This window comes from Bradyrhizobium sp. Arg816 (genome assembly GCF_029989365.1).
GTDB lineage: Bacteria > Pseudomonadota > Alphaproteobacteria > Rhizobiales > Xanthobacteraceae > Bradyrhizobium.
In genome coordinates, this window is record NZ_JAPRAQ010000001.1 from 99,363 (window position 1) to 112,678 (window position 13,316).

A 13,316-nucleotide genomic window follows, 5' to 3' on the forward strand; every position below is an offset into this window, starting at 1 on the left:
GGCCGCGCGCCCGGAATGACCAAGTCATAACGACCAAGACATAACGACCAAGACATCGCATCTCGATTCCGGGTTCGTGGGCGTCGCCTACGTCCCGGAGTAACGGGAGAGCTGTCGCTCGCGTAGGGGCAAAGCCATGAATCTCTCAAAGTTCTTTATCGACCGTCCGATCTTCGCCGGCGTGCTGTCCGTCCTGATCTTCCTCGCAGGCCTGATCTCGCTGTTCGCGATGCCGATCTCGGAATATCCGGACGTGGTGCCGCCCTCGGTGCTGGTGCGCGCGACCTATCCCGGCGCCAATCCCAAGGTGATCGCCGAGACGGTGGCAACCCCGATCGAGGAGCAGATCAACGGCGTCGAAGGCATGCTCTACATGTCGAGCCAGGCGACCACCGACGGCGCCATGACGCTGACGGTGACGTTCCGGCTCGGCACCGATCCTGACAAGGCGACGCAGCTGGTGCAGAACCGCGTGCAGCAGGCCGAGCCGCGCCTGCCGGCCGTGGTGCGTCAGCTCGGCATCATCACCAAGAAATCGTCCCCCGACCTCACCATGGTCGTGCATTTGCTGTCGCCGAACAACCGCTACGACATGACGTATTTGCGCAACTATGCCGTCCTCAACGTCAAGGACCGGCTGGCGCGCATCGACGGCGTCGGCGACGTCCAGCTCTACGGCGCCGGCGATTATTCGATGCGGGTCTGGGTCGATCCGCAGAAGGCGGCCGAGCATGGCCTGACCGCGAGCGACATCGTCAAGTCGATCCAGGCGCAGAACGTCGAAGCCGCCGCCGGCGTCGTCGGCTCCTCCCCCAACGTCAAGGGCATCGACCTGCAACTCTCCGTCAATGCGGAAGGACGGCTCGCCAACGAGGAGCAGTTCGGCGACATCGTGGTCAAGACCGGCACGCGCGGCGAAGTGGTTCGCTTACGCGACGTCGCCCGCATCGAGCTTGGCGCCTCCGAATACGGCCTGCGTTCGCTGCTCGACAACAAGCAGGCGGTGGCGATCCCGATCTTCCAGGCGCCGGGCTCCAACGCGCTCGAGATCTCCGACCACGTCCGCGCCACCATGGCCGAGATCAAGAAGAACATGCCGGAGGGCGTGTCCTACCAGATCGTCTACGATCCCACCCAGTTCGTGCGCTCCTCGATCGAGGCCGTGATCCATACGCTGCTGGAGGCGATCGCGCTGGTGGTGCTGGTCGTGATCCTGTTCCTCCAGACCTGGCGCGCCTCGATCATTCCGCTGCTGGCGGTGCCCGTGTCGATCGTCGGCACCTTCGCCGTGATGCACGTGTTCGGCTTCTCCATCAACGCGCTCAGCCTGTTCGGCCTGGTGCTCGCCATCGGCATCGTCGTCGACGACGCCATCGTCGTGGTCGAGAACGTCGAGCGCAACATCGAGGGTGGACTGTCGCCGCGCGACGCCACCTACCAGGCGATGCGCGAGGTCTCCGGTCCGATCATCGCGATCGCGATGGTGCTGATCGCGGTGTTCGTGCCGCTCGCCTTCATCTCCGGCCTGACCGGGCAGTTCTACAAGCAGTTCGCGCTGACCATCGCGATCTCGACCGTGATCTCCGCCGTCAACTCGCTGACGCTCTCGCCGGCCCTGTCGGCGCTGCTGCTCAAGGGCCACAACGAGCCGAAGGACCGGCTGACGATCATCATGGAAAAGAGCCTCGGCTGGTTCTTCCGCGGCTTCAACAAGGCCTTCACACGTTCGTCGGACAATTACAGCGGCACCGTCACCAAGGTGATCTCGGGCAAGGCCGCGGTGATGGGCCTCTATGTGGTGCTGGTCGGCCTCACCGCCTTGCTGTTCCAGCAGGTGCCGAGCGGCTTCGTCCCCGGCCAGGACAAGCAGTACCTGGTCGGCTTCTCGCGGCTGCCCGATGGCGCCACGCTCGACCGTACCGAGGAGGTGATCCGCAAGATGAGCGACATCGCGCTGACCCAGCCCGGCGTCGAGAGTTCTGTCGCGTTTCCCGGCCTGTCGATCTCCGGCTTCACCAACTCGTCCAATGCCGGCATCGTGTTCTCGACGCTGAAACCGTTCGACGAGCGCAAGGGGCCGGCCCTGAGTGGGAATGCCATCGCGGCCGACCTCAACAAAAAATATTCCGGCATCCAGGAAGCCTTCATCGCCATGTTCCCGCCGCCGCCGGTCAACGGCCTCGGCACCATCGGCGGCTTCAAGCTCCAGATCGAGGACCGTGCCGGTCTCGGCTATGAAGCGCTGAACGAGGCGACCAAGGCGTTCATGACGGCGATGCAGAAGGCGCCGGAGATCGCCGGCGTGTTCTCGAGTTTCCAGGTCAACGTGCCCCAGCTCTTTGCCGACATCGACCGCACCAAGGCGCTCCAGTTGGGCGTGCCCGTGACCGAGGTGTTCAACACGCTCCAGATTTACCTCGGTTCCTACTACGTCAACGACTTCAACAAGTTTGGCCGCACCTATTCCGTCTACGTCCAGGCCGACGCGCCGTTCCGCGCCCGCGCCGACGACATCAGGCAGTTGAAGGTCCGCTCGTCCTCCGGCGACATGGTGCCGCTGTCGGCGCTGCTGACGATCCGCCAGAGCGCCGGACCTGAGCGCGCGATCCGCTACAACGGCTTCCTGTCCTCCGACATCAACGCGGCCGCTGCGCCCGGCTTTTCGTCGGGGCAGGCCCAGGAGGTCGCGACGCGGATCGCGGCGGAGACATTGCCGCCCGGCTTCGCCTTCGAATGGACCGACCTGACCTATCAGGAGTTCATCGCCGGCAATTCCGGCCTCTGGGTGTTCCCGCTGGCGATCCTGCTGGTGTTCCTAGTGCTGGCCGCGCTCTACGAGAGCCTGACCCTGCCGCTCTCGATCATCATGATCGTGCCGATGGGCCTATTGGCGGCGATGTTCGGCGTCTGGATCACGAAGGGCGACAACAACGTCTTTACCCAGATCGGATTGATCGTGCTGGTCGGCCTCTCCGCCAAGAACGCCATCCTGATCGTCGAATTCGCGCGTGAGCTCGAATTCGCGGGACGCACGCCGATCCGGGCCGCGATCGAGGCGAGCCGCTTACGGCTGCGTCCGATCCTGATGACGTCGATGGCGTTCATCATGGGCGTCTTGCCGCTCGTGCTCTCGACCGGCGCGGGCTCGGAGATGCGACGCGCGATGGGCGTCGCGGTGTTCTCCGGCATGATCGGCGTCACCGTGTTCGGCCTGTTCCTGACACCGGTGTTCTATGTGCTGCTCAGAACCATCACCGGCAACAAACCGCTGGTGCATCACAGCAGCGACACCAGCGCCGCGCCGGTCCAGGGCCTTCACGAAGTCCAAGGGCACTAGATCAGGGAAATCCCTGAAAGCAACAACAGAACGAGCACGGTCTTGCGAAAGACCGTCTCGTTGACCCGGTGAAAGGCGATCACACCCAGCCCTGAGCCGGCGAACAGTGCCGGCAGGCTGATCGCGAGGTCGACGAACACCTTGGACGACAGGTCCTGGTGCCCGACCAGCAACGCGATCGCAAAGACCTGCATCGCGGCGATGAAGGGCTGCACCAGGCCGCGCTGCTCGCTCTTAGGCATGCCGCGCATGTCGCACCAGATTGTGGGGATTGCGCCGGGCATCGCGGTCAGGCCGCCGATCAGCCCTCCCCCGAATCCGATCAGTGCGACCCAGTGCCGGCCGACGGCTTCGCCGGCCGTGACCAACGTCGGTCGCAGCAACATGTAGGCCGCATAGAGCGCGACGATGATGCCGAAGCCGCGCCGCAGCAGATGCGTGTCCGTGGATTGCAACAGCGACACCGCGATGGGAACGCCGATCAATCCGCCGACGATCAGCAGCAGACTGCCCTCCCACCGGATGCTGCGCCGAAGCGCCCACAGATTGGTGGCCTGCACGCCGATGCTGCACGCCATCATCAGCGGCACGGCCTCCAGCGGCTGAAACACGCGAAGCAGAATCGCGCCCGCCACGGCCGAGAACGCGAAGCCCGAGAGCCCCGAGACGAAGGCGCCGGCGAACACGGCGACACTCACGAGAAGGCTGGTCGTGATATCAGGCACGATGCGTTCTCCGGCTCAGTCGTAGGGTGTCTGCGTCGCAGGGACATCGGCAGTCCCGGTGCAGAGCTCCGCATCGTGCGAATTCAGGAGAGGCCGAGCGACCGGCTGCGCGTGCGAACGCGCCAGCATTGCCAGCCCGACCAGTTGAAGCGTGACGAGCGCCGCCGTCAGCGCGGCGGCGACAATATTGACGTTACGCCCGTTCGAACGTGGTGCGGCCGGCCGCGCGCTCGCGCGGATCAACTCTGTTGGCATTTTCAAAAGTATCCTCTTCATTGCAGACGGGAATAATTTCATTCAAACGCGACGTTTCATGCGGCTGCTCCAGCAAATGGCCGTAGCGCCGTAGCGCGCGCTTCGCGTCGATCTCGCGCTGCGCGCGGAATGCCGCTCCGATGCGGGCGACGATGTCGCGAAACTTGCCGGCCGGAGCTGGTGACGCCTTTCGCATGACAATCTCCTCTCAACTTGCGCGAGAGATTGATGAGGTTCACTTCCGCTTGCTGTGAGTTGCTTCACACGACAATCGAACGCGTCGAACAAGACAACGTGTGAGTTCTCGTAGAAGAGAGCGCGGAGAATCGCGTCATTCGATCGAACGACCCGCGATAACTTTCTAATGATGCTGCTGTTTGAACCTATCGCGAGACGGAGCGACTCGCCTGCGCCTTCGGAAAGCGCGTCAGTGCAGAACCGGATTGGAGAATCCAGCCGCGAGCTTGACGAGATCGGCCTGACGCGAGACGCCGGTCTTCGCGAACACCCGATGCAGATGCGTCTTCACCGTCGTCTCCGCGATGCCGAGCGCCACGGCTGTCTCCGGCACGCCGCCGACCTCGACGATCGATTGCAGGACCCTCAGCTCCGCAGGGGTCAACTCGAACGCGCGGTCGATGAGGCCGGCACATGAGCGGCCGTCGAGTTCCGCCTTCCAGATGAACAAGGCGCCGACCGCCGACGTGCGCTCCGCGGCACCTTCACGCAACAACGACGGCAGTGCGATGACGTGCGCGACGTAGTAGGAGCCGTCATGCGACATCAGCGGAATCTTTCGCCCGGCGGCCGCCGCGACGGCGACCTCGCCTGCGTCACGAAAGATATCGCGCAGCGCCGAATTTGCCGCGGAAGATCGTGCCGCCAGCCGGCCCGCGACGGACCGCAGGACATCATCGGCGGCGAGCAACGTGTCCGCGGCGGGATTGCTGTGGACGATGTTGCAGGCCGTATCGAGCAGGATGACGCCGGCATTCAGCCGGTCCACGACATCGGCGAGCGCGATCGCCCGCTGCTGCTTCCGCTCGATCGCCCGGTTGATCAGCAGCGCCCGGCTCGCATGCGGAACCAGGAATTGCATCCGCGCCCGCTGCTCCGCATCGAGCATCCGCTTGCCGGGGATCACGGTGATCAGCATCGGACACGGCGACTTCGACTGTTCCAGAACCACGCCGGCGACATCGACGCAGCCCTGAGGCCGCAGCCATTCCTGATAGAACCGCCCGCGGCGATATTCGTCGAAATTCACGAGATCGGGGATGTTACGAACCTCGCCATAGCGAGGCAGCCGCGCCAGCGGGTCGTACTGGGCATAGGTCTCGGCATAGAGCTGGATGTAGTGCGGATCGACACCGCAGTAATAATGCGTCGCGCCGGACTTGCTGACCGGATCCTTCGAAATCAGCCCGCACGCCTGGCTGCCGATGAACGCATTGAGCTTGACGACGACGTCGCTCCACAACTCAGGGTGGAGACCCGCGTCATATATGTTCTCGATCAACTCGGACTGTTTGGGAGGTCGGGACATCAGAACAGCCAATGGTGACTTGGAGATAGCGAAATGTTCGTCATGCCCGGCGGCACAATTGAGTCTATCGCGGGAGCAAAAGGTTCAACCCCGACCGCGATTGACCGATCAGTTGACGAGCGGGTTGGAGAATCCGGCCGCGAGCTTGACGAGATCGGCCTGACGCGAAACGCCGGTCTTGGCAAACACCCGATGCAGATGCGTCTTCGCCGTGGTTTCTGCGATACCGAGCGCTGCCGCCGTTTCCGGGACACCACCGACCTCGACGATCGACAGGAACACGCGCAGCTCGGCCGGCGTGAGATCGAAGGTCCGTGCGATCAGCTCGCCATAGGACTGTCCGCCAAGCGACACCCTGCGCAGGAGCAGCGCACCGACCGCATCGACCACCCGCTCGCCGCCATCGCGCAGCACGGACGACAGCGGCAGGATATGCGCGACATAACGCTCGCCGCTGGGTGACAACAGCGGAATCGCACGGTCCTTCGCGGCAAGCAGGACAATTTCGCTGCCGGTCGCAAGCGCCTCGCGCAGGGTCTGATTGGCCTCCGCACTGCTGGCTACGAGCTGCCCGGCAACGGACCGAACCACATCGTCGGCGGCAAGCAAGGCGTGGCCGGCCGAATTCGCATGCACCACCCGGCAAAAGGCATCGAGCAGGAAGATGCCGGACGCCAGATTGTCCAGAACATCCGCCAGCGCCGTCGCCAGTGTCAGTTGCGAGGTGATGGCGCGGTTGATCAGCAGCGCGCGGCTCGCGTGCGGCACAATCAGCGAGAGCCGATGCTTCATCGCCGGGTCCACCATGCGCCGGCCCGACAGCACCGTCATCATCACGGGACAGCTCGATTTCTCGAGCACAACGTTGGCCGCGTCGCTGCAACCCTGCGGCTGCATCCACTCCTGGTAAAAGCGCCCTCTCCGGTATTCATCGAAATTGACGAGATCGGGGATGCTGACGATCTCGCCATGCGGCGGCAGCACCGTCAGCGGATCGAACTTCGAATGGGTTTCTGAATAGAGCCGGATATAGTGCGGGTCGGCCCCGCAATAATAATGGGTCACGCCGAATTTGCTGATCGAATCCTTGGAAAACAGCCCGCAGGCCTGTCCGCCGACGAAATCGCGGATGCCGGCGACGGCGTTGTTCCACAGCCAGGGATCGAGCCCCGCGTCATAGATGGACTCGACCAGTTCGGGCAGCTTCCGTGGTCCGTGCATGGCGTGAAATGGCCTGAGTGATCAATATCACCAAGCATACCACAACCACAGCATGCGGCGTCCTCCGATCGGAGGAGGCGCCGCCCCGGAAGGTGAAGCCGGAACGGTCATGCCTGGTCCCAGCCGACCTTCTCGGAATTTTCCGACCAGACCGCCGCGCGATAGACCTCTCGCCCGCCCGCATCCCTGACGCGGATCCAGGCGTCGCGATCACGCAGATCGTCGCGCCAAACGAACAGATGTCTCGCCATCTCGTCGGCCACGACGAACGTGGCCCTGGCCTGCTCGAAGACCATGCCGCCCGGATCGATCTTCACGACATTGTCGACCAGGAGATCAAAGAAGAAGCGGCGCATTCACAACTCCAACTACAGGCGTCGTCCGAAACACAGCGTCATCGTTCTACTCCTCGCGCTTAGAAGACGTAGTCGGCCGAATGCGGCGCACTGCGATAGGCACCTGTCTGGTCGCACGAACAGCGCACCGCGCGGTCACAGCACTTCGCCGCTCCTGACGCCGCTGGGCGTCGCGCCATAGGCCCGCCGGAAACAACGATTGAAATAAGAGAGATCGCCGAAGCCCACGTCGTAGGCGATCGAGCTCACCGGCCGCCCGGCGAAGTCAGGCTCGCGCAGCATGCGATGCGCGCGTTTGAGGCGCTGCTCGGTCAGGAAGGACGAGAACGTCTTGCCGTCGGCTTCGAACAGCCGCTGGAGATAACGTGTGGTGACGCCGAATTCCTGCGCCACGGTCGCGACCGAGAGGTCCTGATGCCAGCAATTGTTGGCGATGAAGGACTTCATCTTCCGTAGCCGCGCGGCCCTGACGCCTCGGCGTCCGGCCAGCTCGTGAACCTCATCCGTCGCGCCAAGAACACGCGCCATCAGATCATGGAGATGCGCAACCGCGAGCTGGCGCAATGCGGGCACCGCGAGCGCGCGCTCGCGCACCAGCGAGGTCGCGTAGTCGACCAGCAGTCGAAGTCCGGCGGCGCGCTCCGGAATGATCCGCATCACCGTGTCGTCGATGTCCACGATCATGGGCGCCAGCACCCGCCGCGGCACGCGCAACGACAGGCAATTTCCAAGCGAGAGGCGTTCGTAGATCGTCGCATCCTCCGCGCTCGTCAGAACCGCGTCACCGGGATGAAGCCGCAGATCTCGTCCTCGCGCGGATACTTCGACGATGCCGGATCGGTTGATCATCAGGCCGAGGCTGTCGTTGCCGTCGACGACCAGTTGCTTGGTACGGATGACCCGCGCTCCGACCAGCCCGCCGATCACCAGCTGGACGTCCGGCAGGGCGTGGGATGTGAGGCTCGCCGCAAACGGCTTTTCGTCCGTCGGCTCGACCTCGGCCTTGAGCACGCCACGGCAGTAGAATTCGCGCAGCAGCGGCACGCGCTCGTCTTCGGGAATGTGGTCCGTTGAAACTTCGAGAATGGAAAATTCGTCCTTGCCGCTCACTGCAATTTCTCCAACCAACTGGGCAGGCCCGGCCACGCGCTGTCCTCTCCCGCACCCGCGTCCGGTGGCGCACGCTGCCGTTCTCGTTCAAGTGGCGCCATATACGAAAGTATCAAATGACGCGCGTCGTACGTTCGGAGGACCTGACGATCCTGCTCATCACAATGGATTGAGATTGCATCGCCGCGCGGCCCGCGCTGTGAAATGAATCACACGGTGTCGTCGTCGCGGCTCGTTCGCTGTGCAAACGGTGCAGCGAAGCCGGCCGCGATCTTCACGAGGTCGGCCTGCCTGCCGGCACCGGTCTTCTCGAACAGGCGACCGAGATGCGTCTTCACCGTCGTCTCGGCAATGCCGAGCTTTGCCGCGATATCGGGAACGCCGCCGACCTCGACGATGGCCATCAGCACGCGCAACTCGGACGGCGTCAGCCTGAAGGCAGCAGCAATGGCGTCGGGCACGAGTGATGGCACCATCACCGCCTTCTGTACGAGAAGCACCGTAGCCGCGACGTCTCGCGGCAGGCTGCGCTCCCGCTTCAATCGGAGGGCATGGACGAGATAGTGCTGACCATCCGCCGACGTCGCGAGCTCGATGCGGCGGCGACCAGCCGGATGAGCTTCGCCATCTGCGGCGACTTCAAACAGGCCGCGGAATGATTTGTCGGCCTGGGTGTTGCGGACCACGATCCGGTCGCCGACCATCGCGAGCAGGTTTGCATCGACGAACAGCTGCCGGCACGCCGCATTGGCGTGGACGACCCGGCCATCCGCATCGAGCAGGCAGATCGCCGTGCTGAGGCCGTCGAGGACATCGGCAAGGTCGTCCACCGTGTGCGAGCGCGCCCTGATCTGTCGGCCCATGATCCTGGAACGCTGGATATGGGGTGCGAGCAGCCGCATGCGTTCGCGCATCGCCTCGTCGACGGTTCCGCGGGATCGGTGGCGCAACACCTGCAACACCGTGGTACGCGCGTCCGATCTCTCGAGCGCGACGGTCGCGAGATCGATCGCGCCCTGCGGCTCGACCCACTCGCGATAGAAGCTCGTGGCCACGAAATCCGCATGCGGCATGATATCGGTCACGCCGATGGCCTGCCCGGCCGCAAAAGCGAGATGACGATCGAGCAGAGGATCCTGCTCGACATATCTGTCGCGATAGAGCTTACGGAAGCGGGATTCGGTGCCAAAATGCTGGTGAATCTCGATCGAGAGCCTTGCCGCATCTCGGGACAGGATGGTCGCGGCACACCCGCCGACGAAATGGGAAACCTGTTCCAGCGCGCCGCTGCGCAGCGCAGGATCGACCGCCGCATCGTAGATCTCGCCGACGAGAGACGAGAACCGGTTTGCCTGGAGGATCGTCATCGGAAGGACGATGCGATCGGCGTGCCGTCCCGGTGACGAAGGGAGCTTGCGCATTGGAAATTGGCAGAGGCGACGGAGCGGTCAATCGTCGCCTTCGGCGTGGAAAAGGCAGTGCAGCGAGATGCTAAAATATCGGACATCGTCCTTGCGTAACGTCAACCGCAGGGTGCGGCTTGGACGTTTTCGCCAAAGACTAGGATAAAAGCGAACAGCGCGCGGGCTGTGTGCTGTGGGTCACGCGCCCTCGCGCTGCTTGCTCGATCGCGCGCACTGTGCGCGGCGGAGCACTCTATTTCCGATTTTCCTCGCAGAACTTCAGCGCGGCGAGCGCCTCGCCGGCGCGCGGGATCTGCATCTCGATGCTATCCTCGTCATCGTCCTCGAAATCGAGCGAGAGACGCCTGGCCTTCGACAGCCGGTCCATGATCGACTGGTCGTATTCGAAGATGCCGCGCACGGTGGTCTTGTCCATGACCTCCCACTTCGCCTTCTTCATGATATCGGCGTCATCGGTGCCGAGGTCGGCTCGGAGGATCTCGCCGACCTTGTCCCACTCCCAACCGTCATAGATCATCACGATCACGATGGCCTTCTCGGAATAGGTGATGACGATGACGTAGTCGCGGTTCTCGTCCTCCTTGTCCTTGTAGCCGCGGCTCGCATTGCAATGCGTGTCCTGCGTGCGCTTCTCGATGGTCCAGTCGCCGACCCTGGATTGCTGCGCGAGCGCCGACCCTGTGCTCGAGACGGCCGCGCCCAGGGCGCCCGCGGTCAGCAAAGCGGCAAGAAGGAATCGTCTCATGTCAGCCTCCAGCGTTCCCCACGCGGAGATGACCACCTCAGCCTGCAGCCCGCAAGGGCTCGAGGAGGCTGATCCGGGCCGATGCTGGAACGTCGCCGGCCCTACACCCGCCGGGGGATGATGGCGATCGGAGTGAAGGTGTAAACCTCCTCGCCGTTCTGGTTGAACATGGTCCATTTCACCAGCGCGATGCCCTGCGGCTTCGACTTCGACGGCGTCAGGCTCATGACCTCGCCGACGAGATGCAGGCGGTCATTGGGCCGTACCGGGATGGTCCAGCGCAGGCCATCGACGCCCGCGCCGATCAGCGGATGCGGGCCGAACGGGCGGGCCTGGATCGCGAGGTTCATGGCGATCGCGGCGGTGTGCCATCCTGATGCAGCCAGGCCGTTGAACAAGGTCTGCTTGGCGGCCTCGTGGTCGAGATGCATCGGCTGCGGATCGAACTCGGCTGCAAAGCGCTTGATGTCGGCTTCGGTGACTTGGACCTCGGGGGATTTGAACCGCATTCCGATGGTGAGATCGTCGAACCACTCGACCTGCGCCATGATTTTGCCTCGCAATATGATTGGCCGCCCGCCCGAAAGGCCCGGCTGAAGGACCGAGCAGCGCGGGATGTAGCGGGTCTGCGGTGCACAAACCAGCCCCGGGTTCCCCGCGAAACCCGTTTCCCAAAACGACGAAACACGCCTGAAACAGATGGCCGGTTATCTGGTTGTCAAAATCATACAGGGACGGCCACCATGCAATTCTTCCTCGACCTGATCCTGGATTATGCCTGTTGCCAAAATCTCGTCTCCCAGCCGCTGCGGGAGGATAAGCTATGATCGAGCTGATCTCAGCCGTGCTCGCCCTTTGCAGCGTCGCTGTCTTCGCGGCGCATGCGTTGGATGCCTACCGTACCACGCACTCCTGATCGGTACGCCCTCCGGCCGCTAGAACGGGCGCCGGTAGAAGTGCTCCGAATGCGTGGCCGGCGGAAACCGGTTGGCGAGCGCGATTGCCGCGCTCTCGTCGGTCTCGAGCGCGACCTTCTGCGCCAGCATCACGTCGCCGGGCACGAGAAAGCCTGACGGGACGAAGCACCATCCCATCGCCGCACGCCCCTCGTCGTCGATCTCATGGACATTGGCGGCCGTGCCGTAGTGGATGCGATACCGCTTGCCGGTATCACAGCCGATGACATCGAAATACCGATGCTGCTCGAATTGCGCATGCTGTGCCGGCGACAGCCATTCGGCCAAAAGCCGGCGGCCGCGGGCATCCGGCGTGTTCTCGCCGAAGAACCGCCGATAGAGCTCGCGCAGCGCATGCAGACGCGCACGCGCCGGCGCGCGGAGCCAAACTGCCGCGATCATGAGCAGCTCAGATCAACCGCCGACCAGGCGGGGATAGAACAGCGTTTCCTGCGCGGTCGGATCGAATGACTTGATACGGGTGACTTCACCGGGTCCGGTTCGATAGGCGGCGGTGAAGCCCGCTCCGGTCAGCTCACGAAAGCGCCGTTCGGCTCGCGCCAGCGCTTCGGCATTGTCAGGATCAAACTCGTGGCGCGTGTCACCAGTCTGGTCCATCACGATCTGGGTAGCCATATTGAGTCTCCTCATGCCAGCCCCGCCCCCGATCAAAGCAAACCTCGTGCCGTCAGTTCCTCAACGCAAGAACTTTCTCCTGCGCGGCCGAGCCTTCATGCGGCCTCAACGCGACGCGGCCGCCCCTCCTTCGTCGATCTGCCGTCCCATCAAGGCGATTGCCTTCTGATAGACGCCGGCAGCATTCCAAGCCTCGATAGCGGCAAAATTCGGTTCGCCCGGCTGGTAACCGGCTCCTGCGCGCCAGCCATGAGCTTTCAGGAAATTCGCCGTCGAGTTCAGCGCATTGGCGGCAACCTCGAGATTGCCGGTGCCATAGGCCAGGATGTTCTTGGGCATGAACTGGGTCTGGCCGACCTCGCCGTGCATGGAGCCGCGGGTCGCCCCCGACAGCGTGCCGCGGTCAATCAGCTTGAGGGCGGCATAGAGCTGGTCGGTGAAGAATTCGGGACGGCGGCAGTCATAGGCAAGGGTCGCGATCGACGACAACATGTTCTGGTTGCCGCGCTGGCTGCCGAAACCGGTCTCCATGCCCCAGATCGCGATCAACGGCCCGGGCGGGACGCCGTAGCGCTGCTGGATCGAGGCGAACAAGGCGGCCTGCGACTGCTTGAGCTGCCGCCCCTTGGCGACGATGGTGGTGGCGCCGCGCTTGGCGAGGAACTGGTCGAGCGTCAGGGAAAAACTGCGCTGGCCGCGGTCGGCTGCGATCGTGGCACCGGCGTAATTGGTCTGCATCAGCGCCGCGAGCGCGGTCTGGCCGACGCCCTTGCCCTGCGCCTCCGCGCTGAACTCGCGCTTCCAGGCCTCAAAGCCCGCCGGGGAGCGGCCGCATGTGGCGGCGTGGGCCATGGATATCAGGGACATGGGCGCCAGCGCGAGAAGCAGCGCTGCAGCGCCGATCATGGCCGTCGCAACGGTCCTGCCCTTGGTCATTCCCTGGTCCTCTCACATAAACGTGCGCGACCGGCTCGCGCGGGCCCATGATCCTACGTCGGCCCTGAT

The 13,316-nt window shown here is 63.8% G+C and carries 13 protein-coding genes; 1 reads left to right on the top strand and 12 read right to left on the bottom strand.

Annotated elements, in window-relative coordinates; translation table 11 throughout:
• The first annotated feature begins 136 nt into the window (after nucleotides 1-136).
• On the top strand, nucleotides 137-3,337 hold the full coding sequence (locus tag OWC48_RS00470; protein ID WP_282518158.1) for an efflux RND transporter permease subunit: 3,201 nt from the start codon (nucleotides 137-139) through the stop codon (nucleotides 3,335-3,337).
• Here OWC48_RS00470 and OWC48_RS00475 read toward each other — a convergent pair.
• The 12 genes from OWC48_RS00475 to OWC48_RS00530 all read right to left on the bottom strand — a co-directional run bounded on the left by OWC48_RS00475 (nucleotide 3,334) and on the right by OWC48_RS00530 (nucleotide 13,247).
• Nucleotides 3,334-4,062, bottom strand: coding sequence for a sulfite exporter TauE/SafE family protein (locus OWC48_RS00475; RefSeq protein ID WP_282518159.1), 729 nt, complete (start codon nucleotides 4,060-4,062; stop codon nucleotides 3,334-3,336). The genes OWC48_RS00470 and OWC48_RS00475 overlap by 4 nt on opposite strands.
• A gap of 193 nt (nucleotides 4,063-4,255) precedes the next feature.
• Entirely contained in the window at nucleotides 4,256-4,513 is a 258-nt protein-coding gene (locus OWC48_RS00480) for a hypothetical protein (protein WP_282518160.1), read from the bottom strand.
• A gap of 231 nt (nucleotides 4,514-4,744) precedes the next feature.
• Nucleotides 4,745-5,863: a helix-turn-helix transcriptional regulator gene (locus OWC48_RS00485; RefSeq protein WP_282518161.1), complete on the bottom strand. Its 1,119-nt coding sequence runs from the start codon at nucleotides 5,861-5,863 to the stop codon at nucleotides 4,745-4,747.
• 108 nt (nucleotides 5,864-5,971) lie between these two features.
• Nucleotides 5,972-7,084 carry a helix-turn-helix transcriptional regulator gene (locus OWC48_RS00490; protein ID WP_282518162.1) on the bottom strand — a complete coding sequence of 371 codons (1,113 nt, stop codon included), beginning with the start codon at nucleotides 7,082-7,084 and terminating at the stop codon, nucleotides 5,972-5,974.
• A gap of 107 nt (nucleotides 7,085-7,191) precedes the next feature.
• The gene (locus tag OWC48_RS00495; protein WP_282518163.1) at nucleotides 7,192-7,440 is read right to left on the bottom strand and encodes a DUF6894 family protein; all 249 of its coding nucleotides are present in this window, start codon (nucleotides 7,438-7,440) and stop codon (nucleotides 7,192-7,194) included.
• A gap of 135 nt (nucleotides 7,441-7,575) precedes the next feature.
• Nucleotides 7,576-8,550 (bottom strand): AraC family transcriptional regulator, encoded by a 975-nt coding sequence (locus OWC48_RS00500; protein ID WP_282518164.1) that lies wholly within the window; start codon nucleotides 8,548-8,550, stop codon nucleotides 7,576-7,578.
• Between the two features lie 209 nt (nucleotides 8,551-8,759).
• Nucleotides 8,760-9,917: a LuxR C-terminal-related transcriptional regulator gene (locus tag OWC48_RS00505; protein WP_282518941.1), complete on the bottom strand. Its 1,158-nt coding sequence runs from the start codon at nucleotides 9,915-9,917 to the stop codon at nucleotides 8,760-8,762.
• Nucleotides 9,918-10,206: 289 nt separating this feature from the next.
• Nucleotides 10,207-10,719 carry a hypothetical protein gene (locus OWC48_RS00510; RefSeq protein ID WP_282518165.1) on the bottom strand — a complete coding sequence of 171 codons (513 nt, stop codon included), beginning with the start codon at nucleotides 10,717-10,719 and terminating at the stop codon, nucleotides 10,207-10,209.
• Between the two features lie 101 nt (nucleotides 10,720-10,820).
• Complete coding sequence (locus tag OWC48_RS00515; RefSeq protein WP_014496047.1) at nucleotides 10,821-11,267, bottom strand: MaoC family dehydratase; 447 nt, start codon at nucleotides 11,265-11,267, stop codon at nucleotides 10,821-10,823.
• 387 nt (nucleotides 11,268-11,654) lie between these two features.
• A complete protein-coding gene (locus OWC48_RS00520; protein ID WP_282518166.1) occupies nucleotides 11,655-12,077 on the bottom strand; it encodes a hypothetical protein in 423 nt (140 codons plus the stop codon).
• A 12-nt stretch (nucleotides 12,078-12,089) separates the two neighbouring features.
• Nucleotides 12,090-12,311 carry a hypothetical protein gene (locus tag OWC48_RS00525; protein ID WP_014496049.1) on the bottom strand — a complete coding sequence of 74 codons (222 nt, stop codon included), beginning with the start codon at nucleotides 12,309-12,311 and terminating at the stop codon, nucleotides 12,090-12,092.
• A gap of 105 nt (nucleotides 12,312-12,416) precedes the next feature.
• Nucleotides 12,417-13,247, bottom strand: a complete 831-nt coding sequence (locus OWC48_RS00530) for a lytic transglycosylase domain-containing protein (RefSeq protein ID WP_282518167.1) — start codon at nucleotides 13,245-13,247, stop codon at nucleotides 12,417-12,419.
• Between the last annotated feature and the right edge of the window lie 69 nt (nucleotides 13,248-13,316).

What these genes read in the sequence shown, in the direction of transcription:
- OWC48_RS00520 (WP_282518166.1), bottom strand. Translation starts at nt 12,077, where the DNA reads ATGATCGCGGCAGTTTGGCTCCGCGCGCCGGCGCGTGCGCGTCTGCAT.
- OWC48_RS00515 (WP_014496047.1), bottom strand. Translation starts at nt 11,267, where the DNA reads ATGGCGCAGGTCGAGTGGTTCGACGATCTCACCATCGGAATGCGGTTC.
- OWC48_RS00470 (WP_282518158.1), top strand. Translation starts at nt 137, where the DNA reads ATGAATCTCTCAAAGTTCTTTATCGACCGTCCGATCTTCGCCGGCGTG.
- OWC48_RS00530 (WP_282518167.1), bottom strand. Translation starts at nt 13,247, where the DNA reads ATGACCAAGGGCAGGACCGTTGCGACGGCCATGATCGGCGCTGCAGCG.
- OWC48_RS00490 (WP_282518162.1), bottom strand. Translation starts at nt 7,084, where the DNA reads ATGCACGGACCACGGAAGCTGCCCGAACTGGTCGAGTCCATCTATGAC.
- OWC48_RS00525 (WP_014496049.1), bottom strand. Translation starts at nt 12,311, where the DNA reads ATGGCTACCCAGATCGTGATGGACCAGACTGGTGACACGCGCCACGAG.
- OWC48_RS00480 (WP_282518160.1), bottom strand. Translation starts at nt 4,513, where the DNA reads ATGCGAAAGGCGTCACCAGCTCCGGCCGGCAAGTTTCGCGACATCGTC.
- OWC48_RS00510 (WP_282518165.1), bottom strand. Translation starts at nt 10,719, where the DNA reads ATGAGACGATTCCTTCTTGCCGCTTTGCTGACCGCGGGCGCCCTGGGC.
- OWC48_RS00505 (WP_282518941.1), bottom strand. Translation starts at nt 9,917, where the DNA reads ATGACGATCCTCCAGGCAAACCGGTTCTCGTCTCTCGTCGGCGAGATC.
- OWC48_RS00485 (WP_282518161.1), bottom strand. Translation starts at nt 5,863, where the DNA reads ATGTCCCGACCTCCCAAACAGTCCGAGTTGATCGAGAACATATATGAC.
- OWC48_RS00495 (WP_282518163.1), bottom strand. Translation starts at nt 7,440, where the DNA reads ATGCGCCGCTTCTTCTTTGATCTCCTGGTCGACAATGTCGTGAAGATC.